The sequence below is a fragment of the Clostridium celatum genome (assembly GCF_021412605.1).
In the GTDB taxonomy this organism is placed as follows: Bacteria; Bacillota; Clostridia; order Clostridiales; family Clostridiaceae; genus Clostridium; species Clostridium celatum.
Map to the genome: position 1 here is coordinate 211,934 of NZ_JAJKGM010000001.1, position 25,727 is coordinate 237,660.

Annotated in this window: 25 protein-coding genes; 22 read left to right on the forward strand and 3 right to left on the reverse strand. The window is 28.9% G+C overall.

The genetic code is table 11. From position 1 onward, the window contains the following. The first annotated feature begins 9 nt into the window (after positions 1-9). The 6 genes from rlmN to LPC13_RS00910 all read left to right on the forward strand — a co-directional run bounded on the left by rlmN (position 10) and on the right by LPC13_RS00910 (position 6,169). Complete coding sequence (gene rlmN / locus LPC13_RS00885; protein ID WP_005213512.1) at positions 10-1,041, forward strand: 23S rRNA (adenine(2503)-C(2))-methyltransferase RlmN; 1,032 nt, start codon at positions 10-12, stop codon at positions 1,039-1,041. Positions 1,042-1,057: 16 nt separating this feature from the next. Next, positions 1,058-1,777, forward strand: coding sequence for a Stp1/IreP family PP2C-type Ser/Thr phosphatase (locus LPC13_RS00890; protein WP_005213505.1), 720 nt, complete (start codon positions 1,058-1,060; stop codon positions 1,775-1,777). 2 nt (positions 1,778-1,779) lie between these two features. Then, entirely contained in the window at positions 1,780-3,849 is a 2,070-nt protein-coding gene (gene pknB, locus LPC13_RS00895) for a Stk1 family PASTA domain-containing Ser/Thr kinase (protein WP_005213504.1), read from the forward strand. A 165-nt stretch (positions 3,850-4,014) separates the two neighbouring features. Beyond that, positions 4,015-4,878: a ribosome small subunit-dependent GTPase A gene (gene rsgA / locus LPC13_RS00900; RefSeq protein WP_040419499.1), complete on the forward strand. Its 864-nt coding sequence runs from the start codon at positions 4,015-4,017 to the stop codon at positions 4,876-4,878. Further along, positions 4,878-5,528, forward strand: coding sequence for a ribulose-phosphate 3-epimerase (gene rpe, locus LPC13_RS00905; protein WP_195244476.1), 651 nt, complete (start codon positions 4,878-4,880; stop codon positions 5,526-5,528). Before rsgA ends, rpe begins: the two co-directional genes overlap by 1 nt. Next, positions 5,528-6,169, forward strand: a complete 642-nt coding sequence (locus tag LPC13_RS00910) for a thiamine diphosphokinase (protein WP_005213499.1) — start codon at positions 5,528-5,530, stop codon at positions 6,167-6,169. Before rpe ends, LPC13_RS00910 begins: the two co-directional genes overlap by 1 nt. A gap of 410 nt (positions 6,170-6,579) precedes the next feature. Here the strand turns inward: LPC13_RS00910 and rpmB are convergent, their stop codons facing one another. Then, positions 6,580-6,771, reverse strand: coding sequence for a 50S ribosomal protein L28 (gene rpmB, locus LPC13_RS00915; RefSeq protein ID WP_005213497.1), 192 nt, complete (start codon positions 6,769-6,771; stop codon positions 6,580-6,582). Between the two features lie 221 nt (positions 6,772-6,992). On the opposite strand from rpmB, the gene LPC13_RS00920 reads away from it, so the two are divergent. From LPC13_RS00920 to LPC13_RS00945, 6 genes are all read left to right on the forward strand, one after another. Continuing rightward, positions 6,993-7,343 carry an Asp23/Gls24 family envelope stress response protein gene (locus LPC13_RS00920; RefSeq protein WP_005213494.1) on the forward strand — a complete coding sequence of 117 codons (351 nt, stop codon included), beginning with the start codon at positions 6,993-6,995 and terminating at the stop codon, positions 7,341-7,343. A gap of 11 nt (positions 7,344-7,354) precedes the next feature. Beyond that, positions 7,355-8,989, forward strand: a complete 1,635-nt coding sequence (locus LPC13_RS00925; protein WP_005213493.1) for a DAK2 domain-containing protein — start codon at positions 7,355-7,357, stop codon at positions 8,987-8,989. A gap of 157 nt (positions 8,990-9,146) precedes the next feature. Next, a complete protein-coding gene (recG, locus tag LPC13_RS00930; protein WP_005213492.1) occupies positions 9,147-11,177 on the forward strand; it encodes an ATP-dependent DNA helicase RecG in 2,031 nt (676 codons plus the stop codon). 114 nt (positions 11,178-11,291) lie between these two features. Continuing rightward, positions 11,292-11,849, forward strand: coding sequence for a 16S rRNA (guanine(966)-N(2))-methyltransferase RsmD (gene rsmD / locus LPC13_RS00935; RefSeq protein WP_005213490.1), 558 nt, complete (start codon positions 11,292-11,294; stop codon positions 11,847-11,849). 15 nt (positions 11,850-11,864) lie between these two features. Continuing rightward, positions 11,865-12,344 carry a pantetheine-phosphate adenylyltransferase gene (gene coaD, locus LPC13_RS00940; protein ID WP_005213489.1) on the forward strand — a complete coding sequence of 160 codons (480 nt, stop codon included), beginning with the start codon at positions 11,865-11,867 and terminating at the stop codon, positions 12,342-12,344. Positions 12,345-12,375: 31 nt separating this feature from the next. Further along, positions 12,376-12,912, forward strand: coding sequence for a hypothetical protein (locus LPC13_RS00945; protein ID WP_005213487.1), 537 nt, complete (start codon positions 12,376-12,378; stop codon positions 12,910-12,912). Here LPC13_RS00945 and ylbJ read toward each other — a convergent pair. Both ylbJ and LPC13_RS00955 read right to left on the reverse strand, forming a co-directional pair. Then, positions 12,898-14,073: a sporulation integral membrane protein YlbJ gene (gene ylbJ / locus LPC13_RS00950; RefSeq protein WP_040419459.1), complete on the reverse strand. Its 1,176-nt coding sequence runs from the start codon at positions 14,071-14,073 to the stop codon at positions 12,898-12,900. The two genes, LPC13_RS00945 and ylbJ, sit on opposite strands and share 15 nt — an antisense overlap. 55 nt (positions 14,074-14,128) lie before the next feature. Beyond that, complete coding sequence (locus LPC13_RS00955; RefSeq protein ID WP_195244479.1) at positions 14,129-15,334, reverse strand: nucleotidyltransferase; 1,206 nt, start codon at positions 15,332-15,334, stop codon at positions 14,129-14,131. A 279-nt stretch (positions 15,335-15,613) separates the two neighbouring features. On the opposite strand from LPC13_RS00955, the gene pta reads away from it, so the two are divergent. From pta to smc, 10 genes are all read left to right on the forward strand, one after another. Continuing rightward, the gene (gene pta / locus LPC13_RS00960) at positions 15,614-16,624 is read left to right on the forward strand and encodes a phosphate acetyltransferase (protein WP_005213478.1); all 1,011 of its coding nucleotides are present in this window, start codon (positions 15,614-15,616) and stop codon (positions 16,622-16,624) included. A gap of 33 nt (positions 16,625-16,657) precedes the next feature. After that, positions 16,658-17,857: an acetate kinase gene (locus tag LPC13_RS00965; protein ID WP_195244480.1), complete on the forward strand. Its 1,200-nt coding sequence runs from the start codon at positions 16,658-16,660 to the stop codon at positions 17,855-17,857. Positions 17,858-18,015: 158 nt separating this feature from the next. Next, positions 18,016-18,513, forward strand: a complete 498-nt coding sequence (locus tag LPC13_RS00970; protein ID WP_005213474.1) for a YceD family protein — start codon at positions 18,016-18,018, stop codon at positions 18,511-18,513. A 12-nt stretch (positions 18,514-18,525) separates the two neighbouring features. After that, complete coding sequence (gene rpmF / locus LPC13_RS00975; protein WP_005213472.1) at positions 18,526-18,711, forward strand: 50S ribosomal protein L32; 186 nt, start codon at positions 18,526-18,528, stop codon at positions 18,709-18,711. A 55-nt stretch (positions 18,712-18,766) separates the two neighbouring features. Further along, positions 18,767-19,771 (forward strand): phosphate acyltransferase PlsX, encoded by a 1,005-nt coding sequence (gene plsX, locus LPC13_RS00980; RefSeq protein WP_040419456.1) that lies wholly within the window; start codon positions 18,767-18,769, stop codon positions 19,769-19,771. 77 nt (positions 19,772-19,848) lie between these two features. Continuing rightward, positions 19,849-20,079: an acyl carrier protein gene (gene acpP / locus LPC13_RS00985; RefSeq protein ID WP_040419453.1), complete on the forward strand. Its 231-nt coding sequence runs from the start codon at positions 19,849-19,851 to the stop codon at positions 20,077-20,079. Between the two features lie 121 nt (positions 20,080-20,200). Continuing rightward, a complete protein-coding gene (gene rnc, locus LPC13_RS00990) occupies positions 20,201-20,899 on the forward strand; it encodes a ribonuclease III (RefSeq protein ID WP_005213467.1) in 699 nt (232 codons plus the stop codon). Beyond that, on the forward strand, positions 20,892-21,923 hold the full coding sequence (locus LPC13_RS00995; RefSeq protein WP_005213464.1) for an elongator complex protein 3: 1,032 nt from the start codon (positions 20,892-20,894) through the stop codon (positions 21,921-21,923). The genes rnc and LPC13_RS00995 overlap by 8 nt, the downstream gene beginning before the upstream one ends. Positions 21,924-22,052: 129 nt before the next feature. Next, entirely contained in the window at positions 22,053-22,145 is a 93-nt protein-coding gene (locus tag LPC13_RS01000) for a DUF4044 domain-containing protein (RefSeq protein WP_147576252.1), read from the forward strand. An 18-nt stretch (positions 22,146-22,163) separates the two neighbouring features. Next, the gene (gene smc / locus LPC13_RS01005) at positions 22,164-25,721 is read left to right on the forward strand and encodes a chromosome segregation protein SMC (RefSeq protein WP_195244481.1); all 3,558 of its coding nucleotides are present in this window, start codon (positions 22,164-22,166) and stop codon (positions 25,719-25,721) included. The last annotated feature ends 6 nt before the right edge of the window (positions 25,722-25,727 follow it).

Consider the following 25,727-nt stretch of genomic DNA (forward strand, 5'->3'; position numbering starts at 1 on the left):
GGTGGATAAATGTATAATATTTTTGATTTTACATTAGAAGAATTACAAAATTGGATGAAAGAAAATGGTGAAAGTGCTTTTAGAGCAAAGCAAGTAATCTCATGGATATATAAAGGCGTTAAAGAATTTGATGAAATGAAAAATATACCAGTAGCTTTAAGAGAGAAATTAAAAGAAAACTTTTTAATTTCATTACCAACTATAGTTGAAGTATATGAATCAAAGGTTGATGATACTAAAAAGATGTTATTATCACTTAAAGATAATAATTTAATTGAATGTGTAATTATGAAATATAAGCATGGAAATTCTATTTGTGTATCTACTCAAGTTGGTTGTAGAATGGGGTGCAAATTTTGCGCCTCTACACTTGGGGGAAGGATAAGAGATTTAAGTGCAGGAGAAATTTTATCTCAAGTAATGGTCGCTCAGAATTATATAGGAGAGAGAATTTCTAATATTGTTTTAATGGGAAGTGGTGAACCACTAGATAACTTTGAAAATGTTACTAAATTTTTAAAACTTGTTAATGCAGAATATGGATTAAATATTGGTCAAAGACATATTACATTATCAACTTGTGGAATAGTACCTAAAATTAAAGAATTGGCAGACTTGGATTTAAGTATTACGCTTGCTATTTCATTACATGCATTTAGTGATGAAAAGAGAAAGGTAATAATGCCTATAGCAAATAAGTATTCTATATCAGAAATATTAGATGCTTGTAAGTACTATATGGATAAAACGGGGCGTAGAATTACATATGAATACTCTTTAGTTTCAGGAGTAAATGATTCTAGAGAAGATGCAAAATCACTTGCAACGTTACTTAAGAGTATGAATTGTCATGTTAACTTAATTCCAGTTAATGAAATAAAGGAAAATACATTAAAAAGACCATCAAGAAAAACAGTTGAAGATTTTGAAAATATATTAAAGTCATATGGAATAGAAGTTACTATTAGAAGAGAAATGGGTACAGATATAAATGCGGCTTGTGGTCAATTAAGAAGAAGTTATTTAGAAACACAAAAATAAAAGGGGCGAAGAATTTATGGTGGGTTTAAAAAGTGATGTAGGAATTAGAAGAAAGTTAAATGAAGATTATGCAGATTGTATAGAGAATGATGAGTATAAGCTCTATATTGTTGCAGATGGGATGGGGGGCCATAATGCTGGTGAAGTTGCTAGTAAAATGGCTGTTGATGAAATAAGGGAATATATAAAAAATAACTTTAGCCATGGTAATGAAGCTAAAGTGTTAGAAGATGCTGTAAAGTATACTAATACTAAAGTAAATGAATATTCTATAAGTAGAAACAATTTAAAAGGTATGGGAACAACTTTAGTTGTAGCATTGGTAAGTAAAGAATCTATAAATATTGCTAATATTGGAGATAGCGGATGTTTTGGAATAACTAAAAATAAAATTGTTAAAATAACAAAAGATCACTCTCTTGTACAAGAATTAATAGATTCAGGAAGTATTACCGAAGAAGAGGGAAGAAATCATCCACAAAAAAATGTTATTACTAGAGCCTTAGGTACTGAAAGTAATGTAAAAGTTGATATTTTTAGTTTGAAAAAAGGTATTTACGATAAATTTTTGCTATGTACAGATGGATTAACTAATGAGTTAACAAATGAAGAAATTTTAAAGATAGTAAATAAATCGGAAAATTATATAGATGTATGTGACGAATTGATTTTATTAGCTAAGAAAAATGGAGGCAGAGATAATATTACAGTGGTTTTATTTGGAGGAGAGGTGTAGTGATGATTGGTGAGGTGCTAGGAGAAAGATATGAGCTCCTTGAAAAGATAGGAGAAGGTGGAATGGCAATAGTGTATAAAGCTAGAGATAGAAAGCTAGATAGACTAGTTGCCGTTAAAATCCTAAAAAAAGAATTTGCCAATAATAAAGATGTAGCAGAAAAATTCAAAAAAGAAGCAACTGCCGTAGCCAATTTTTCTAATTCCAATATAGTTAATGTTTTAGATGTAGGACATGAAGAAGACGGTAACGTAGATTATTTTGTTATGGAATATATAAATGGAAAAACATTAAAAGAGTTTATAAAGTATAACGGAAAATTGACTTATACTACTGCTATAAATATAGCTATTAAAATAGCAAAAGCTCTAGAGTGTGCTCATGGAAATAATATTATTCATAGAGATGTTAAACCTCAAAATATTCTTGTTACAGAAAGCGGAGAGGTAAAGGTTACTGATTTCGGAATAGCAAAAAGTTCTACATCTTCTACAATAACAAATACAACTACAATAATGGGATCAGCTCATTATTTATCACCAGAACAAGCTAAGGGAAGTTTTATTGATTTTAGGTCAGATATATATTCTCTAGGAATTGTATTATATGAAATGGTAACAGGAAAACTTCCCTTTGATGGAGAATCACCAGTTACTGTTGCCTTAAAGCATATACAAGAAGAACCAATAGAACCTAAAGCAATTAATGCTTCTATTCCAAATAGTTTAAATGCGTTAATAATGAAATGTATTAATAAAGAACCTATAAATAGATATGAGAGCTGTAGAGAGCTTATAAAAGATTTACAAACTATAAAGGACAATCCAGATGTTAATCTAAACACAGCAATAGATGATGGTAGAACTATTATAATGGAGCCTATAAAGGTAGATAACAAACAGAATATATCTAAGCCAAATATTTATACTAAAGCTGATTTTGAAAAAGATTATAGCGGAGAGAGTGAAGAAGAGTCTGATGATAAAAATGAAAAAAATAGACAAATACCATCTAATAAAAAGATAAGTAAAAAACTTATTATAGGAATTGTTATTACATTGTTATTACTTGTTGGTGGTATAGTTGGAGCTGTTGTGCTTGGTAGTAATAATGCTACTACCGCTGAGATACCTGTACCTAATATTATTGGAATGGATGTAGAGGTAGCTAAAAAGAAGTTAGAAGAACTTGGATTAAAACTTGAAATTGTAGGAACTAGTGAAAGTGATAGACCAGAAAATAGTGTTTTAGAAAGTATCCCAGAAGCAAGTGCTATGGTAGATAAGGGAAGTACTGTTAAAGTTACTATTTCTGGTGGAGAAGAGAAAGTAAAAGTTCCAGATTTAAGAGACTATGAAGTAAATTATATTAAAGAAGTATTAACTAGATTAGGATTAAAGTATGAAATAACTGAAGAATATAGTGATGTAGTAGAACAAGGATATTTAATTAGTCAAAATCCAGAAAAAAATACTGAGGTTGTTAAAGATACGGTTATTAAATTAACAATAAGTAGTGGACCAGAAGTGAAAATAGTTTTAATAGAAAACTATTTAGGAGAAAATATTGAAGAAGCTCAAAGGAAATTAGAAGATCTTGGGTTAGTTGTTCAAGTTGTTGAACAAGAAACTGATAGGGAAAGTGAAAATGGAATAGTTATTCAACAATCACTTCAAAGAGGAAATAAAGTAGGCGTAGGAACACCTATAACTTTAACTTATGGTAAGTATGTAGACCCTACAGTAGATGTTTCTCAATATATATATATAGGGATGAATTTAAGTGATGCTATAGCAGTATTAGATGGAGCTAATATTTCATATACTATTTCAGGTGGTTCACCATCACAAGAAAGTATGAATACTTATACTATAAAAGGTTTTACTGAAAATATTAAAAAAGGTGAACTTGTTAAGCTACAAATAGAAAAAATTCCACAAACTCCATCAGGAGATAATAATAGTAATAATGGAAATGATGCAGAAAGTGGAAATAATGGAAATAGTGGAAATGGTGGAAATAGTGCTGATAATGGTGGAGATAATAACTCTGCAGAAGTACCAAACCCATAATAAATATAAAAAAGGTCACAAGGTGTTGTGACCTTTTTTTATATTAATATTCATTGAAAAAGATTTTATATAATTAATAATTACAAGATTTATATAATAAAATATTGCATTTATTTTAAAAATTTGTTTATTATAGATATGGAGAGTAAAATGTTTGGAGGTACTATGAAAGGTAAAATTATAAAAGGAATTGGAGGTTTTTATTATGTTAAGACCTCTGAAGGGATAATTGAGTGTAAGGCTAGAGGTAAGTTTAGACATAGGGATATGAAACCTATGGTAGGTGATGATGTTGATATCTTAATTGATAAAGGTAAAGGTGTTATTTGTGATATACATGAAAGAGTATCAGAGCTAATAAGACCTACAGTAGCTAATGTAACTCAAGCATTTGTTGTATTTGCTGTTAAAAATCCTGATATAAACTATGATTTATTAAATAGATTTTTAGTTTTATGTGAGAGTAATAATATTAAAGCAATAGTATGTTTAAACAAGGTAGATTTAGTTACAGAAGAGGAAAAGGAAATAGTAAAAAATAAAATTAACTCCATAGGATATGAAGTATTATTTATAAATGCAAAACAAGGTTTAGGAATAGAATCTTTAAAAGAAAGATTAGATTCTAATGTTACAGTGCTTTGTGGACCTTCTGGAGCAGGAAAATCTACATTAATAAATACGTTAACTGAAAAATACCATATGGAAACAGGAGAGGTTTCTGAAAAGATAGGAAGAGGTAGACATACTACAAGACATAGTGAACTTATAGATGTAGTAGATGGGTACATAGTTGATACACCGGGATTTTCAACTCTAGAAGTTAATTTTATAGAAAAAGATGATTTAAAATATTGTTTCCCAGAGTTTGAAGATTATAATCATGAGTGTAAATTTAGAGGGTGTTTACATTATAAAGAACCTAGTTGTGCAGTAAAAGAAGCTGTAGAAGAGGGTAAAATAAATAAATTTAGATATGAATTTTATATAAGAACTTTAGAAGAAATAATGAGTGGGAGGAAGTATTAATGATTAAAATTGCACCGTCAATATTATCAGCAGATTTTTCAAAGTTAGGAGAGGAAGTAGTTAGGCTTCATGAAGCTGGTGCAGATTTCATACATATTGATGTTATGGATGGAAAATTTGTACCGAATATTACATTTGGTATGCCAGTGATAAAAGCTATTAGAAATAAAACAAATAAGGTTTTTGATGTTCATTTAATGATAGATAATCCACAAAGCTATATAGATGAATTTATAGCTGCAGGTGCTGACATAATAACTCTACATTATGAAGCTGAGAAGCATTTAGATAGAGCTATTTCTTATATTAAATCTAAAGGAGTTAAAGCTGCAGTTGCTTTAAATCCAGCTACACCTACTTTTGTTTTAAAGGATATTATAGGTAATTTAGATATGGTTTTAATAATGTCTGTTAATCCTGGGTTTGGAGGACAAAAGTTTATACCATACTCAATAAACAAAATAAAAGAAGTTAAAGAAATGGCGATTGCTGCTAATAATAGTGATATATTAATACAAGTTGATGGTGGAATTGATAAGAATAATGTACAAAGTGTAATTGATGCTGGAGCTAATGTTATTGTTGCAGGATCGGCTGTTTTTGGTGATGGTAATATAGAGGCTAATATTAAGGCTTTAAGAGGGCAATAATGAAGTGTCTAATTGTAAGTGCTGGTTCTGAACCGTCTTTAGAGAGTTTAAGGAAATATGCTAGTGAAAGCGATTTTGTAATTGGTGTTGATAAAGGATGTAATTATCTATATAGTGCAGGGATAATACCTGAGTATATAGTTGGAGATTTTGATTCATCTAATAAAGAAATAATTAATATACTAGAAGAAAAGGGATCGAAAAAATATAAGTTTAATTGTGAAAAAGATTCTACTGATTCTGAAATAGCTTTTGATTTAGCTATAAGTCTTGGTGTTTGTGAGATATTTTTTTTAGGAGCAACTGGTGGTAGATTTGATCATTCATTAGGAAATATAGGACTATTGCTAAGAGCTTTAAAAAAAGATGTAAAAGCAAATATTATTGATGATAGAAATAAGATTTCGATAGTTGATAAAAGTTGTATTATTTCCGAAGAAGATGAATATAAGTATATTTCATTTTTAGCATATGAAAATGTTATTAGTAAATTTAATATAAAGGGTGCTAAATATGAATTAGAAAATTATGACCTAAAAATAGGCGATAGTAGAACAATTTCTAATGAGTTTATTAAGGGGATGGATATAAGTATAAGTTTTTCAACTGGAAAACTTTTAGTAATTTATTCAAAAGATTAAAAAATAATAAAAAATTTAAAAAAGTAATCACCACTTAGAGAGTTACTGCATATTATGAGTAGTAAGGAGTGGTGATTTTTTATATCTAAAAATTGCTAATAAATAAATTTTAGATTTAGTAAATTTAACTACTGATTTAAAGTTTATATTTAAATTATTAGCAGTACACTTTGATTTTTTGTAAAGATAGGGGGAGAGTATATGAAGATAATTGCTATTAAGATGCCTAAATTTATATCCTGTATTATAAAATTTTTCACTAGAAAAAAATAAGTACATATGACGAGGAAGATAAGTTGTTAGGAATAGGATTCCTTAAAGAAAGAATAACTTCAAGTATGTATTTTAAGTTAAAAATTTTTGTAAAATAAAAAATGCAATTGTTTTAACAATTGCATTTTTTATTTGAACTATATTGCTCTTTCAACCTTACCAGATCTAAGGCATCTTGTACATACATGAACAGTCTTTGGTGTTCCGTTAACTAAAGCCTTTACTCTCTTTATGTTAGGAGCCCAAGTTCTCTTAGATTGACGATGTGAGTGTGAGTATTGAGTTCCAGATACAACACCTTTGTTACAAACTTCGCATCTTCTTGCCACTTGAAAACACCTCCTTATGTTATGAAGATAATTTCTCTTCAATAGGACAAAACAAATTTTATCATAGTTTATATACTTAATGCAAGTGAAAAAATAAAAAAAAATAAAAAAATAATAGGAATTTGACTAAAGAACTGGTAAGTGACATAAATTTACTTGAATTAATATAGCAACTAATATACAATATTTTATATGAAAAAATTAATAAAGGAGGATTTTGTATGGTAGGATATTCAAATGATCTTGGAAATATACACTACTCTGAAGAGGTTCTTGCAAAAATAGTAGGTTTATCTACTATGGAATGCTACGGTGTTGTAGGGATGGTTTCTAAAAATGCCACAGAAGGCTTTTGGGAGTTAATGAGAATAGAAAATTTAGCTAAGGGTGTAAATTTAAAATTTAATGATGAAGATAAACTAGTAATAGAATTATTTATTATGGTTGAATACGGAACAAAAATTTCTGTAATTGCTAATAATATAATTCAAAAGGTACGTTATAGCGTTGAAAATTATACTGGATTAAAGGTTGCATCAGTTACAGTAAATGTTCAAGCGGTTAGAGTCTAGGAGGAAATAGGATGAAATATGATAGAATAAATGGCCATGATTTTTACAACATGGTTGTTAATGCTAGTAATAGGCTTTTAGAAGAAAGTGATTTTGTCAACGCGTTAAATGTCTTTCCTGTACCAGATGGTGATACAGGAACTAATATGTCTATGACATTTAAAGCGGCAGTAAAGGAAATTGAAAACTTAAATTCAGAGTCTATTGGAGAAACTTCAAAGAAGTTAGCTAAAGGTGCTCTTATGGGAGCAAGAGGTAATTCAGGAGTTATACTTTCACAAATACTTAGAGGAATCTCAAAAGGTTTAGATGGAAAAGATAGTGTAGACTCTAAGGAATTAGCTAATGCTTTTGTTGAAGGAAGCAATGCAGCTTATAAGGCAGTTATGAGACCAACAGAAGGTACTATTTTATCAGTTATTAGAGCCGCATCAGAAGGTGCAATGAAATCTGATAAAACTGATATAGTAGAATTACTTTCAGAAATCGTAGTTGAAGCAAAAATAATGTTAGATAAAACACCAGAGCTTTTACCAGCGCTAAAAAAAGCGAAAGTTGTAGATTCAGGTGGTATGGGATTATATATAATAATTCAAGGTATGTATGATGCTTTAAAAGATGGAATTAAGGCTGAGATAAAAGATATAGCTTCAAGTACATCTACAAAAACTGGAGCAGCATCAACTGAAGAAATTGACATTAAATTTGGATACTGTACAGAATTTATAATATTAGGGGATGCAGCAAAAGCTAAAGCGTTCCAAGATGAAATAGAGCCGCTAGGAGATTCTATGATAGTTGTAGGATATGATGATGTTATAAAAGTGCATATCCATACAAATGATCCAGGTTTAGTTTTATCAAAGGCTGTTGCAGTAGGTGAATTATCAAAGATAAAGATAGATAATATGAGAGAAGAGCATAGAGAGCTTCTAACTAGAGAAGAAGCTTTAGCTGCAGATAAGGCTGAAGAAGTAGAGACTGAAAAGAAAAAGTTTGCATTTATATCAGTAGCTATGGGAGACGGCATAACAACTGTTCTTAAAGATTTAGGTATAGATTATGTAATTGAAGGTGGTCAAACAATGAATCCTTCAACTCAAGATATGATGGAATGTATATCAAAATTAAATGCAGATCACATATTCATTTTACCTAACAATAAAAATATAATTATGGCAGCAACTCAAGCAGCTGAAATATCAGATAAAGATGTAAGAGTTATACCAACTAAGAGTATTCCACAAGCAATTACTTGTATAACTATGTTCAATCAAGAAAATTCTGTTGATGAAAATGAAGCGGCATTAATGGAAGCATTAGAACTTGTTAAGACAGGCTCTGTAACTTATGCTGTAAGAGACACAGAAATGGACGGAATAGAAATAAAAGAAGGTAATATGCTTGGACTAGTTGAAGGTAAAATTAATAAAGTCGGAGAAGATTACTTTGAAGTAGCTAAGGAAGTATTAGAATCTATGATTGATGAAGATAGTGAACTTATAACTATTTTCTATGGAAAAGATGTTGATGAAAGCAAAGTAGAAGATTTTATTGCTGAATTAGAAGAAAAGTATGAAGACTTTGATGTTCAATGCTATAAGGGAAATCAACCATTATATTATTTCATAATGGCTGTAGAATAGAAAAAATAAAGTGTAAGAGACTATTACTGTTTCTTGCACTTTATTTTTTTATGTTAATAATATAAAATTAATTATATTAATTTTAAAAGATATAGTTTAATAATTGGTAGTTATTATATAAAAATAAAAGTAAATAACGTAAGAGGAGGGGTGTATAATGGATATATCAAAGGATGTAAGCTCTTTGAAAGGTGTTGGACCTAAGCTTTTAGAAAAGTTAAATAAGTGTGGGATTTTTACAATTTTAGATTTGATGCTATATTTTCCACGAGATTATGAATTTTTAAGAAGTAATATACCTTTTGAAGAAGTTGATGAAGAAGAAAAGCAAGTTTTAACATGTAAATGCATTGGATATGATAAAGATGTAAGAACTAAAAATGGTAAGATTTTAACTACTATTAGATTTAATTATTTAGGAAATTTAGTTTTGTGTAAGTGGTTTAATCAAAGCTTTATAAAGCATAGCTTTAAAATAGGTGAAAGTTATGATCTATTAGGAAAGTTTAAGAGAATAGGAAGTAGGCTTGAAGCGGTTAACCCAATTATAGGGGTAAAGGCGGCTAAGGAAAATGAAATAATTCCCAAATACAGTCTTAAGGGAGAATTAAGTGATAAAATTTTAGTTAAGTTAATAGGAAAGTGTTTAGAGGAAATTACAATTACAGATAATTTACCTGAGTATTTAATAGATAAATATAAAATGATTAATTTAGATGAAGCTATAAGAAATATACATTTTCCAAAGGGAAAAAAGGAATTAGAACAAGCTATAACTAGATTGAAATTTCAAGAACTGTTTACTTATTCTATGAAACTTTTAATACTAAAAAGAAAGCTTAAGAGTAAAAATGGTATAGAATTTAAACTTGTAGATGAACTTAAAGATTTAAAAGCAGCTCTTCCTTATAGTTTAACTGGAGCACAAACAAGAGTTGTGAGAGAAATACTTAGAGATCAAAAAAGCCCATGGCCAATGAATAGATTGGTTCAAGGTGATGTTGGAAGTGGAAAAACTGTAGTAGCTCTTATAGCTATGTTTAATGTTGTAAAGAATGGATATCAAGCTACTTTGATGGTTCCAACAGAAATATTAGCAAATCAACATTATTTAGAAGCAAAGAAGCTATTAGAGCCATTTAATATACATGTAGAATTATTAACTGGAAGTACTTCAGTGAAGGAAAAGAGAAGAATAAAAGAACTTATTACAACTGACGAACCTCTTATAGTAATAGGTACACATGCGCTTATTCAAGAGGATGTAGCATTTAGTAATTTAGGTCTTGTTATAACAGATGAACAGCATAGATTTGGTGTGGAGCAAAGAAGTAGGTTAATAAATAAAGGAAGAAGACCGGATGTTCTTGTTATGACAGCAACACCAATACCAAGAACATTAGCTCTATATGTTTACTCAGATTTAGATATTTCTGCAATTGATGAACTTCCACCAGGAAGAAAACCAGTAGATACAAGATATTTCAATGATGCAGAAAGAAATGATGCTTATTCTTTGGCTGTAGATGAAATAAGGAAGGGAAGACAGGTTTATATTGTTTGTCCTTTAATTGAAGAAAATGAAGATATGAAATTAAACTCGGTAGAAAAGTTATATGATGAACTAAGTGATGGATATTTTAGAAATATAAAGATGGAAATACTTCATGGAAAGATGAAACCTAAAGAGAAGGATGAAATAATAGGAAGATTTAAAGCAAATGAAACAAAAGCAATAATATCAACAACGGTAATTGAAGTTGGAGTTAATGTACCTAATGCATCAGTTATGATTATTGAGAATGCAGAGAGATTTGGATTAGCTCAATTACATCAACTAAGAGGAAGAGTTGGAAGAGGGCAATATGAATCTTATTGTATATTAATAGCAAAGGCTAAAACTGAAAATACTAAGAGAAGAATGGAAATAATGACTGAATCAACTGATGGCTTTTATATATCAGAACAAGATTTAAAGCTTAGAGGTTCAGGTGAGATGTTTGGAAGGAAACAAAGTGGAGAAGAAGGATTTATTTTAGCTAACTTATATGATGATATTAATATATTAAGATGTGCAAGAGAAGAATGTAAAATTCTTTTGAATTCTGACGAGGAAAGTAAAGTTAAATTCTGTAGAGAAGTTAGTAATTCACTTGAAAGATGGAGCAAATATATCTGTTTTAATTAATCGATATATAATTTGGAGTTTAGATATTAATCAGAATGGGAATTTAATAAAAAAATTGTTAATAGATAAATTATATGATAAAATTAGAATGTTAAAGATTAAGGAGGAAAACAAATGAGAATTATAGCAGGAAGAGCAAGAGGACGTAAATTGATACCTCCAGCAACAATGGAAACTAGACCAACTTTAGATAGAGTTAAAGAAGCTATGTTTAGTACAATTCAAAACTATTTATTAGATGCAGTTGTTATTGATGTATTTGCAGGGACTGGTAGTTTAGGATTAGAGGCAGCAAGTAGAGGTTCTAAAGAGGTTTATTTAGTAGATAAGAGTAATACTACTTTTCCGCTTTTAAAGAAGAATGTAGATGACTTAAAGTTTAATGATTGTTGTTATCCACTTAATATGGATTCTTATGAAGCTTTAAGAAGTTTAGCTAACAAAGGAAAAGTATTTGACGTAATTTTTATAGATCCGCCATATTGTAAGGAAATGATTCCAGAAGCTATGAAAATAATAAAAGAAAATAATATGTTAAAAGAAGATGGAATAATTGTTACAAAGATAGATTCTATAGAAGAGATATATGAAGGGTATGAAGATATACAATTAAATAAAAGTAAGAGATACGGTAACACTACTGTATGTTATTATAAGTTTATTACGGAATAACTAAGGGAGAATAGTATGAGAGTTGCAATTTATCCAGGAAGTTTTGATCCTATAACAAATGGGCACTTAGATATAATTACAAGAGGATCTAAAATATTTGATAAGCTAATAGTAGGGGTATTAGTCAATGTTGATAAGGTTGGGTTATTTGAAATTGAAGAAAGGGTAGAGCTTATTAAAAGAGTAACTTCACATTTACATAATGTTGAGGTTATTAGTTTTAAGGGACTGCTTGTTGATTTAGCTAAAGAGTATGATGCAAGAGTAATATTAAAAGGTTTAAGAGCTGTATCGGATTTTGAATATGAATTTCAAATGGCGCTTATGAACTCACAATTAGATTCAAATATTGAGACATTATTTATGACTACATCAGCTGCAAATTCTTTTTTAAGTTCATCATCAGTAAAGCAAGTAGCAAAGTTTGGTGGAGACATTAACAATTTAGTTCCAGCTGAGATTAAAGAGGACATCATAAGAAAAATTAATAAATAGAATTAAAAAAATAGGGGAAGGGCGTTTTATTTTGGAAAAATTAGAGCAAAGTGTTATTGAATTATTAGAATATTTACAGGATATGGTTGAAAATTCACCAAAAGTTCCTATAACAGGTAAAGCTATAATTGACACTAAAGAATTTGATGAAGTTATTGATCAAATAACTAATTATTTACCGGATCAATTAAAAAAAGCTCAATGGGTTGTTAGTGAAAAGGAAAGAATTTTAGAAGAAGCAAAAAAAGAATATGATATGGCTCAAAAGGAAACTTTTGAAATGATGAAACAAAGTTTAGAAAATCATGATATAGTGAGAGAAGCCAAAATTAGAGCACAAGAGATAATAGCCCAAGCACAAAGGGATGCAAAGGCTATTAGAATTGGATCAAGAGATTACTCTAATGATATTCTTATGCAACTTGATATAGAAATAGAGAAAAATAAGGCTGAGCTTATAAAATCAATGCAAGCATCTTTTGAAAAAGTAGCTAAAGATATAGATGAAAATTTATCTAAAACTGGTAGTAGAATTAAAGAAAACATTGCCGAATTAAAAACTATGTAGTTTTTTTATGCAAGATATTATAAGTGGAAATAATATAGGTATAAGTAAAATTAAATATATTGCTAAGTAAATGCTAAAACTAAAAGTATTATTATTTGGCAAAGTAGATACAGGTGAAGTAATACTTAAAATGTTACTTATAATAAATGTAATAATAAAGCTTATTATTCCTTGTATGAATTTCCAAAATGTATATTTAGCAATTGAAACATTATATTCGGATATAAATGAGCTAATTTGTGCAATTACTGAAAGACCAGAAAAAGAACAAATGAAGCTAATTATACTTAATTTAAAAGGTAATGAAAGAGGGAGTGTAGTTATTAATTTACAACCATTTGTAAATTCCACACTACCGACAAATAATCCGTAAAGTGAATATTTAGGAATATTAAAAAAAGTTTCAATATTATTAAAAATAATGCTTATATAAGCATTATTTTTTATTATGCTTATAATTATTGAAAATATAACAACAAAAGCTCCGATTTGCAAAGTTGTATTTATTCCTTTTTCTAATGCATTTTTTAGAGCAATACCAAAATTTGCAGTTTTATTATCAGAAATTAAAGGTTTCTCATTACAATAAGTAGAAGCTTTTTTTAAGGTTAAAATACCTATTATTATAGGTGATAAGTAATTAGAAATAAGTAAAATAAAACCAAGTTTAATATTACCTAGCATAGCAGCTCCAATTGATCCTATTAAAAACATAGGGCTTGCATTTGACGCTATATTTAAGAGTCTCTCGAATTCTTTTCTATCAATATAACCTAGTGAATATAAGTCACAACAATATTTACAACCTAAAGGATAACCACTAAGTACGCTTGCTACTATAGGGAAAGAAGCAGATTTTGAAAGTTTTAGTGGCTTGCAAATAATAGGGCCTAAGATTTTTGAATATAATCCTATACCATCATAAGAAATAAGTAAATTACATATTACAGAAAAGGGAAAGATAGTTGGAACTATAGTTTTTACAACTAGATTTACGCCAACTAAAGCAGCATCCATACAACTTTTGAGGTTAGAAACAAATAAAAAAATAAATAAAGTTATTAAGAAGCACATAAAATAATTTTTGTTACTATTAAATAGTTTAAAAAGTATAATAAGTAATAAAAATATAGAAATTAATAAAAAAATAATACTATACATGGAAAACAGCCTCCTTCCATCTATAGTATTTATATGCTTATTATACTATGTAATATTAGTATTTTATTAAAGGACTTATTAAATAATCATTATTAGGATTAACCTTACTATTTAATATTGAATAAGCCTTTGTAGCTTGTATATCTAATTCAAGCAGTGGATTATCATTAAATCTTGGTAGTTTAGTTATAAGAGGTATATTTGAATTAGCTTTAATTAATGATAACATCTCTCTACCTGTTTTATTAAAACCTAAAACTCTAGCGTAAAGATTGCTTTCATCATTAAGCTCATTTATATTAAAATTGTCTAGCCCAATAAAAATATGAGTTAAAATTCTAGAAATTTTACTGAAGGTATATCTCTTACTTTTTATCTTAAGAACCAAATCGTTATATGAAGTAGAAGATGAAATTTCCTTTATGATTTTATTGTCAAGACCTTCTGTAACCTCGTAAAGATTGTTAAAATTTACACAGTTAGTTTGTATTTTATACTTTATATATGTATACATATCTTCATCGAAAACAAAAGGATAGTCATTTTCTTTTTGTTGATTAAATATTTTAAAAGATTCTTCAGGCATAAAATCTTTTAGAGATGATAAAGATTTATTAGCTTTTACAGTTTCTCTAATAGATGTTGCAGAAGCGAAAGATGAAGTTAGATTTTTCTCGTTATAACTAGCACCTTCTCTTTTAAGTGTGTTAGGAGCTATAGTACTGTTTAATCTAAGTAATGCTTTTATATATTCAATTCCTAAAATATTATTAGAAGAAGATAATATAGAAGTAAGTTCATCGTCTTTAAAATATTCAACAAGAGATTTTTCTCTAGACTTTGCAAAGGTAAGACCAAGAGTCAAGTTTTCTTTCAAAATATTTCTAAAATCTTCATCTTCGTTCGTTAAAACTTTTGCAATCTTTATCAGCTTTTCTGTGTTTCCACACTCTGAACCAAAAAAAATATTATTAACTATACCAAGTGAATTAAGTATTGAAACAGAGCCTTTAGCAAAAAATTCAGCAGAAGATACTGCATAATAAGTTGGAAGCTCTATAACTAAATCGACACCGTTGTTTAATGCCATTTCTGTTCTTTTCCATTTATCTATAATAGCAGGACCGCCTCTTTGAACAAAATTACCACTCATTATACAAACAATACCATCTGCTTTTGTAGCTGACTTTGCTTCAGTTAAATGATAAAGATGTCCATTGTGAAATGGATTATATTCTGTAATTATTCCTGTAATATTCATATTTAAACTCCTTTTTGGGAAATATAAAAGTATTATAGCATAAAGAGAAGATATATAAAGATTAATGTTAAAGGTTTAAAAATGAATTCTTTTGTTATAAATAAAAAGAGGGATTTGGAGGAGATAAAAAAATATGTTACATATATAGCGAAAATTTCAGAAAATTTATAATATAAAGAATTAAATTTTTAAGGAATTTGGGTATTGAAAAATATAGCTACATAGGAGTATATTAGTATTGAAGATTAGACCGTACAAATTCGAAAGGGGAAATCAGATATGGAACTTATGGATAAATTATGGAATGCGGCAAAAGAAAATAAGCAAAGAATAGTATTACCAGAAGGTGATGAGGAAAGAACTATTGTTGCAACAGAGAAAATACAAAAATTAGGTTTAGCACATCCAATTTTAGTTGGAGATAACAATAAAATTTTATCAAAAGCACAAGAGTTAGGTGTTGATTTAACAGGAGTTGAAATTATTAATCCTGAAACATCTGAAAGATTAAATGATTATATAAATGCTTTTTATGAATCAAGAAAAAATAAAGGAATGACTATTGAGAAGGCTGAAAAAATAGTTAGAGATCCTTTATATTTTGGAACGATGATGGTAAAGTTAGATGATGCTGATGGTATGGTATCAGGTGCTGTTCATACAACTGGTGATCTTTTAAGACCAGGTTTACAAATAATAAAAACAGCTCCAGGGGTATCTGTTGTTTCAAGTTTCTTTATTATGATGGTACCAGGCTCTAAGTATGGTGAAAATGGAATGTTATTATTCTCAGACTGTGCAGTTAATCCAAATCCTAATTACGAACAATTAGCTGCTATTGCAATAGCTACAGCAGATACAGCTCGTAATCTTTGTAAGGTTGAACCAAGAGTTGCAATGCTTTCATTCTCAACAATGGGAAGTGCAGACCATGAAATGGTTGATAAAGTTAGAAAAGCAACTGAACTTGCTAAGGAATTAAGACCAGACTTATTAATAGATGGTGAATTACAATTAGATGCTGCTATAGTTGAAAGCGTTGCTAAGCAAAAAGCTCCAAACAGCAAGGTTGCAGGTAAAGCAAATGTATTAATATTCCCAGATTTACAATCAGGAAATATTGGTTATAAATTAGTTCAAAGATTTGCAGGAGCAGAGGCTATAGGGCCAATGTGTCAAGGGTTTGCAAAACCAATAAATGACTTATCAAGAGGATGTAATTCAGAAGATATAGTTAACGTTGTTGTTTTAACAGCAGTTCAGGCACAAGCTCAAAATGCAAATAAATAATATAAAAAAATTAAATATTTAAGAGGTGTTCAAATGAAAGTATTAGTTATAAACTGTGGAAGTTCTTCATTAAAATATCAATTAATAGATATGTCAAATGAAGAAAGTTTAGCACAAGGTTTAGTTGAAAGAATCGGAATAGAAGGTTCTGTTTTAACTCAAAAGGTTGAAGGAAGAGATAAATATATAGTAAAACAACCAATGGCTGATCACAAAGATGCTATAAAGTTAGTTTTAGAAGCTTTAATAGATGAAAAGAATGGAGTTATTTCATCAATGGATGAAATAAGCGCTGTAGGACATAGAGTTGTTCATGGTGGAGAAAAGTATAAGAATTCAGTAGTAATAAATAGTGAAGTTAAAGATTACATAAGAGAGTGCTTTAAATTAGCTCCACTTCACAACCCAGCAAACATGATTGGAATTGAAGCTTGTGAAGCGTTAATGCCAAATACACCAATGGTAGCTGTATTCGATACTGCTTTCCATGGAACTATGCCAGAAGAAGCATACATCTATGCACTTCCATACGAATTATATCAAAAACATGGAATTAGAAAATATGGATTCCACGGAACTTCACATAAGTATGTTTCAAACAAGGTTGCTGAAGTTATGGGAAGAGATATAAAAGACTTAAAGATAATCACTTGTCATTTAGGTAATGGTGCAAGTTTATGTGCTGTTAAGAATGGTGTATCTGTTGATACTTCAATGGGATTCACTCCACTTGAAGGTGTAGCAATGGGAACAAGAAGTGGAAATATAGATCCAGCTATAGTTACTTTCTTAATGAAGGAAGAAAATATGACTGCTGATGAAGTAAATGACTTATTAAACAAAAAATCAGGTGTTCTTGGAATATATGGAAAGAGCTCAGACTTCAGAGATATAGAAGATGGAGCATTTAAAGAAAAAGATCCAAGAGCTATATTAGCACTTAAGATATTTGAATACAAAGTAAGAGCTACTATAGGTTCATATGCTGCAATAATGGGTGGAGTAGATGCTATAGTATTCACTGCTGGTGTTGGAGAAAATGGTCCAGAAACTAGAGAAGAATGCTTAAGAGGATTAGAATTCTTAGGTGTAGAAGTAGATACAGAAGCTAACAAGGTTAGAGGAAAAGTTAGAGAAATATCTAAACCAGGATGCAAAGTTAAAGCATTTGTTATTCCAACTAATGAAGAATTAGTTATTGCTAGAGATACTTTAGAATTAATACAAAAGTAATTATAAAATAGCTTGACTTTTATAGCTTACCTTTATATAATAAATTGTGTTTGAAATGAGAAAAAAGTAGCAGGGAGTGAAATGACGCTTTAGCTCAAGCTATACAGTGCGTATAATATACCTTAAAGGTGTGAGGATTTTAATCCAGAGCTTAAGATATGATAATTAATTTTTCAGATTTGCTATCTAAAAGAAACAGAAAGAAACAAATAAGTTTATCATTCAAACTAGAACCATTAGAGTTCGAGGGAGAAGAGATTAGAGCAATTGAAGATGTAAAAGTAGAGGGAGTAGCTACATCTAATGAAGATGTTATTGTGGTTAACGCATCTATAAAAACTAAGCTTCAATTAACATGCTCTAGATGCTTAGATACCTTTATCTATCCAATAGATATTGATATAGAAGAAAGGTTTACAAACGATATAGACCTACAACAAGATGGGACTATGTTTGTAGAAGGTGATAGTTTAGATATTACCGAAATTATTGAAAATTGTATTATTTCTACCTTACCTATCAAAAGACTTTGTAAGGACGACTGCAAAGGACTTTGTCCAGAGTGCGGCGTAAATAAAAATGTTGAAAATTGTAGTTGTTTAGATTATGATGTAGATATTAGGCTTGCAAAGCTTAGAGAGTTGTTTGGGGAATAAGGAGGTGTAATAATGGGAAATCCAGCTAGAAAGACATATAGAGCAAAAAGAGATTCTAGAAGAGCTCAAACTTTTAAGTTAAGCTTACCAGGAATAGTTGAATGTCCACAATGCCACGAAATGAAGATGGCTCACAGAGTTTGTAAGAACTGTGGATTCTACAAAGGTAAAGAAGTAGTTGCTTCAACTGAAGAATAAAGAAAGTCTTATGACTTTCTTTTCTTTATATATAAAGAAATAAGGGGTGAAAGATATGAGGATTGCTATAGATGGTATGGGTGGAGATAATGCTCCACAAGCTGTTGTTGATGGTGTTATTAAGGCTATCAATGAATATAGTGACTTAGAATTCTATATAACTGGACCAGAGGAAATAATAAAAGAAGAGTTACATAAGCAAAATTATGAAGGAGATAAAATAACTGTTGTAAATGCGACAGAAGTGATATCTAATAATGAGCATCCAGCAAGAGCTATAAAGAGAAAGAAGGACTCTAGTCTTTGTAAGGCTTTAGAGCTTGTTAAAGAAAAGACATGTGATGCTGTTATTTCCGCTGGTAGTACAGGTGCGTTTTTAACAGGATGTACTTTGATAGTAGGAAGAATAAAGGGAGTAAAGAGACCAGCTTTAACACCTATTATGCCAGGTAAGAATGGTCCTTTTATGATTGTTGATGCAGGTGCAAATGTAGATTGCAAACCAGAGTATTTAGTTCAATTTGCTTATATGGGTAAAGAGTACTATAAAGGAGTATTAAAAGGTGAAAATCCTTCTATAGGTTTAGTTAATATTGGATCTGAAGAAGAAAAGGGAAATGATTTAACTAAAAACACTCATAAGCTTTTAAAAGAAGAAGAGAACCTAAACTTTATTGGTAACATAGAACCAAGAGATATAACAACAGGGAATACAAATGTTTTAGTATGTGATGGTTTTGTTGGAAATACAATATTAAAAATGTATGAAGGAACAGCATCTACTGTATTAAAAATAATTGTAGAAGAAATGCTTTCTTCTGGTGCTAAGGCAAAGATAGGAGCTTTTCTATTAAAGCCAGTATTTAAAAGTATAAAGAAAAAATTTGATTATAAAGAATACGGTGGGGCACCTTTCTTAGGAGTAGACGGTATTTGTATAAAGGCTCATGGAAGTTCAGATGGAAAAGCGATTAAAAATGCAATAAGACAAAGTAAAGAATTCCATGACAATAAAGTTTTAGATAAAATAAAAGAACAATTAGAGTTAAAGTCAGAATAAAAAATATAAAAAATGTATATTGACGACAGGTTTAATATATAATATTATCTAAATGGGTGTGTTTAGGAGGTGAAAGAATGTTTGATAAAATAAGAGAAATTATTGCTGATAAACTAAGCATTAGTGAAGACGAAATAACTATGGATTCATCATTTTTAGAGGACTTAAATGCAGATTCATTAGATATAGTTGAGCTTATAATGGCTTTAGAAGATGAGTTAGATATGGAAATTCCAGACGAAGATGCAGAAAACTTTGTAACTGTTGGCGATGTAGTTAGATTTGTAAAGTCACATGTTGAGGAATAAGTAAAATCCCGCAGTATTTGCGGGATTTTATGCTATAAAAACAAATAAACGAAATAGTTTATTCTTGAATTTGTTTCTTTAAAAAGCAACTTGAAGAATAAACTTTTAAGGAGTGTAAAAAATGTATAATTTTTATCTAAAGGAAGCTGAAGAGATAATAGGTATTAAATTTAATGAACCTAAGTTATTAATTACAGCTTTAACTCATTCATCATATGCAAATCAACATAGAGATGAAGAGTATAATGAAAGATTTGAGTTCTTAGGAGATGCGATTCTTCAAGTTTGTATAACAGAATATCTATTTTTAAATTTTAAAGAAAAAAGTGAAGGGGAATTAACAAAAATACGTAGTTTAATTGTTTGTGAAAATTCCTTATATGAAATAGGTAAAAGTCTTAATTTAGGATATCTTTTAAGAATGAGTAAAGGTGAAGAGCTTACAGGTGGTAGAGAAAGAGTATCGTTAATAGCAGATGCAGTAGAAGCACTTATAGCAGCTATATATTTAGACAAAGGATTGGAATTTGCAAAGGATTATATAATAGGTAGATTTGAAGATATAATAAAGAGAGCAATTAATAATGATATAATTTTAGATTATAAAACAAGATTACAAGAATATCTTCAAAAGAATGGGGAAATATCAATTGTATATGAACTTATTAAATTTGAAGGACCGCCACACAGAAGAAAGTTCTATACAAAGCTTATAATAGATAATAAGGAATTTACATGTGGAGAAGGTTATAGTAAAAAAGAATCAGAGCAAAATGCAGCTAAGGCAGCTCTTAAGAGTTTGGAGGAAATAGATGAGTAAGAATTATTATATAATTCCTATATTTATTTCACATCAAGGTTGTCCACATCAATGTGTATTTTGTAATCAAGATAGAATTGCAGGAAAAGTTGAGGAAGTATTTGCATCAGATGTGAAGAATACTATAGAAGAGTATTTAAATACTATAAATACTATAGGTTCGACTATTGAAGTTTCTTTCTTTGGAGGTACATTTACAGCTATAAGTGTCGCTAAACAAAAAGAGCTTTTAGAGGTTGCTAGAGAATATAAAAATAAAGGTCTTATACATAAAGTAAGATTGTCTACTAGACCAGATGCAATTAATTCTTATATTTTGGACTATTTAAAAGAATATTCGGTAGATATAATAGAACTTGGAGTACAATCATTAAATGACGAAGTATTACAAAAAGCAGGAAGAGGTCATAGTGTAGAAGATGTTATAAAAGCATCTAAGCTTATAAAAGAATATGGATTTGTTTTAGGGCATCAAATAATGCCAGGGCTTCCTTCAGATAATTTTGAGATAGATATAGAGACTACAAAAAAATCAATAGAAATGAAACCAGATATATGTAGAATATATCCTGCACTTGTTATTAAAGATACTCCTATGGAAATTATGTATACTAGAGGTGAGTATAGACCTTATACTTTAGAAGAAGCTGTATATATTTCAAGTGAAATGTTAAAGTTATATAATAAAGCAAAGGTTAAGGTAATAAGAATTGGATTGCAACCAACAGATACAATAACCACTGGTAAGGATATTGTAGATGGACCATTCCATCCGGCTTTTAGAGAGCTTGTTGAAGGGTTTTCATTATGTAATATATTAAAAGAAAAAGTATCTTCAGAAAAAGATATTTTAATTGAGATGAATGAAAGAGATATAAGTAAGTTATACGCTAACAAAAAACAATACTTTAATGATTTTTCAAAAAATAGAGACGGCAAAGTATTTGTAAATGTTAATAAAAAGGTTAAAAGAGGAAAGATTAGACTTACTGTAATTGAAAGTAAGGAAGAATTTAAAATATAATTTATTGAGGAGTTAGGTTATATACTTAACTCTTTAATTTTTAATAAAATAATTTACTATTAAAGAGTTGATTTATTGATATTTTTATTGCTTTGCTATAAACTAAATACAGAATGGAGTGATATGTTTATGAAAGCAAAGACTAGAGATAAATTAGTTTATATAATCTCAATTTTTATGTTAATAGTATTTATTTTAGGATTACTTCCTACTTTAATATAATGAGAAAGGCGTGAATATATGTTTTTAAGATCCCTAGAGCTACGTGGGTTTAAGTCATTTGCTGATAAAACTGAGTTAAAGTTTAAAAAAGGAGTAACGGCTGTTGTAGGTCCTAATGGTAGTGGAAAAAGTAATGTTTCAGATTCTGTTAGATGGGTACTTGGAGAGCAAAGTGTTAAAAGTCTAAGAGGAGGCAAAATGGAGGATGTTATATTTGCAGGGACTCAATTTAGAAAACCACTAGGTTTAGCACAAGTGTCTCTTACATTAGATAACTCCGATGGAACATTACAGACAGAATATAATGAGGTAACTGTTACAAGAAGAATATTTAGATCAGGAGAAACAGAATATTTAATTAATAACCAAAAATGTAGATTAAAAGATATAACTGAACTATTTATGGATACAGGAATAGGTAAAGAAGGGTATTCAATAATAGGACAAGGTAAAATTGATGCTATATTAAGTGGTAAACCAGAAGAAAGAAGAGCTTTGTTTGAAGAAGCTGCTGGTATTGTAAAATATAAATCAAGAAAAGAAGAAGCTGAGAAAAAGCTTGATAATACAGATAATAATTTAGTTAGAATTAGAGATATTATAGCTACATATGAAGAAAGACTTGAACCTTTAAGAATAGAAAAGGAAAAAGCTATAAAATATAAGGTATTAGCAGAAGAGTTAAAGGTTAATGAAGTATCATTATTGGTAAATCACATAGATAATGTACAGAAAGAGATAGAAAAAGTAAGTTTAGATATTAAAGAAAGACAAAAGGTTGTAGATTCAAAGAAAGATGAACTTGAAGCACATAAAGAAATTTTAACTAAACTACAAAATGAAATAGAAAATTTAGAAAGAAAAAATAAACTAGAAAAAGAAGAATATTATAATAAAAAAGAACAAGTCTCTCAAAATGCTAATGATATTGAATTATATAAAGAAAGAGTTAGTAATTTCAAAAACATAATTTCTAAAGAAGATGATGAAATTAAGAATTTAGAAGTGAAATTAAATTCTCTTAATAAAGAAAAAGAAGAGTTAGAAAAAACATTCAATATAAGAATAGAAGAGAATAGAGAAAAAAATAAAAAGCTTAGAGAATTAGAAACTCTAATTGATGAAACTACTAAAGCTATTTCAAATTTTGAAAATGAGCTATCAAAATTAAAAAATGAAGAATTTGAAATTATATCTAAAACTTCTGAAATAAATAGTAGTATTAATTCATTAAAGAAAGAGGTATTTAATAAAGGTGAGCAAAAAGGCATATTAATTAAATCTATTAAAACTTTAGGAGGAAACCTAAAAATTAATATTGGAACTATTGAAAAGTTTAAGGAAAATATATTAATTACAAAAGAGGCTATTTTAAAATTAGAAGAAGAGGTTGTTGATTTAAGAAAAAAACTATCAGCTGCTAACTCAATGTTAAACAATCAGGACAATAAACTAAAGGTATTATCAAAAAGGATAAATGAATCAGAAGCAACTCATCAAACTTTATCTAATTTAGAAAAACATTATGAGGGATATAATAGGACTGTTAAGAACCTTATGGAGCATGTTGATACAGGAAAGGTTACAAATATCAAAGAAATAAAGGTTTTAGGTGAAATTTTTAAAGTAGATAAAAAGTATGAAGTTGCTATTGAAATAGCATTAGGAGCAGCCATTTCAAATGTTATAACAACAACAGATGAAGATGCTAAAAAGCTTATTGCTTATCTAAAAGCAAAAGGACTTGGAAGAGCTACATTTTTACCTTTAAACATTATTAAAGGTAGAACTTTAGATTTAAATAAAGAGGTTAAAAATGCTAAAGGCTTTATTGGAATTGCTTCTGATATTATAAAGTTTGATAGTAAGTATAAAGGTGTAATAGATTATAACTTAGGTAGAACTATTGTTGCAGAAGATATGGATTCAGCATTAAATATATCTAAAATAGGTAGACATAATTATAAAATTGTAACTTTAACTGGTGAAGTTATAAGTCCAGGTGGTGCTTTAACTGGAGGAAGTATACAAGGGAAAAATAGTAATCTTTTAGGTAGAAAAAGAGAAATAGAAGAATTAGGGCAAAATATTATAAAGTTAAAAGAAGAGCATATAAGTGAAGTTGATAGATTTAACGAAATTAAAAATAATATTAAGAGCCTAGATGAAGAAATTTTAAATAAAAGAGAAGAAATTCATGGTAAAAATATTGAATTAACTGTTTTAGATGGAGAGATAAAAGGGTTAATTAATGAAGGTGAAAAACTAGAAAAGTCAATTAAAAATCAAGAAAAAGAAATTGAGCTAAATGAAAATTCTATAAATAGCATATTAGAAAAGCTTAAGAAGAAAGAAGAAGAGTTGACTAAGTTAGATGAAAAAGCAATAGAAAGAAAAGAAAGAGTAGCTAAACTAGAAGAAGATTTAGAAGATAAAACTAAAGAAAGAGAAGAACTAAAAGAAACATTAGTAAACTTGAAAATTACTAATGCAACTTTAGAAGAAAGTCTTCAAGGGCAAAGAGTGCAATTAGTTTCTAAAACTTCTGAAATCCATGAAAAGGAAGCTAGAATAAGAATTCTTCGTGCTGAAATAATGGAAAAAGAAAATGGAATAATTTCATTAGAAGAAAATATTAAAAGAAAAGAAGAAGTAATAAAAGAAATAAATGTTAGAATACTTAATTTAGAAAATGCTTTTAAAGAAGATGATATTAGAAGAATTAATCTTAAAGAAGATTTTAGAACTAAAGATAGTGTTGCAAATGAAATAATTGAAATTATTAGAAATTTAGAAAATGAGTTTAATAAAAGAGCAATTTTAAATGCTAAGCTTGAAAGTGAACAAGAAGCTTTATATAATAAACTAAACAGCGAATTGAATTTAACTTTAGCAGAAGCAAAGGAAATTGCTATGGAAGTTGTTGATGATTCTGAAGTAAAGGATATAATTTCAAAGCTAAAAGTAAAGATTGCAGCTTTAGGAACTGTTAATTTAGCTGCTATAGTAGAATTTGATGAAGTTTGTGAAAAATATGAGTTTATGTCAACGCAAGAACAAGATCTACAAAAAGCAAAGGAAGAATTACTTGGAGTTATAAATGAAATGACTTTAAGGATGCAGGATTTATTTAAAGAGAACTTTGAAATATTAAATGAGAACTTTGGAGAGACTTTTAAGGAGTTATTTAAAGGGGGAACTGCAGAACTTATATTAGCAGATGATGATGTTTTAAATTCTAATATAATAATTAATGTTCAGCCGCCAGGTAAAAAACTTCAAAACATTAATTTAATGTCAGGGGGAGAAAAGGTTCTTTCAGCTATTGCACTTTTATTTGCAATACTAAAAATGAAACCAACACCATTCTGTATATTAGATGAGATTGAAGCAGCATTAGATGATGCAAATGTTTATAGATATGCTGAATTCTTAAAAGAGTTTTCAGAAAATATTCAATTTATAGTTATAACGCACAGAAAAGGAACTATGGAAGCAAGTGATGTAATGTATGGAATAACTATGGAGGAAAAAGGTATTTCAAAAGTAGTATCGGTAGATTTATCGGAAAATTAGGAGGAA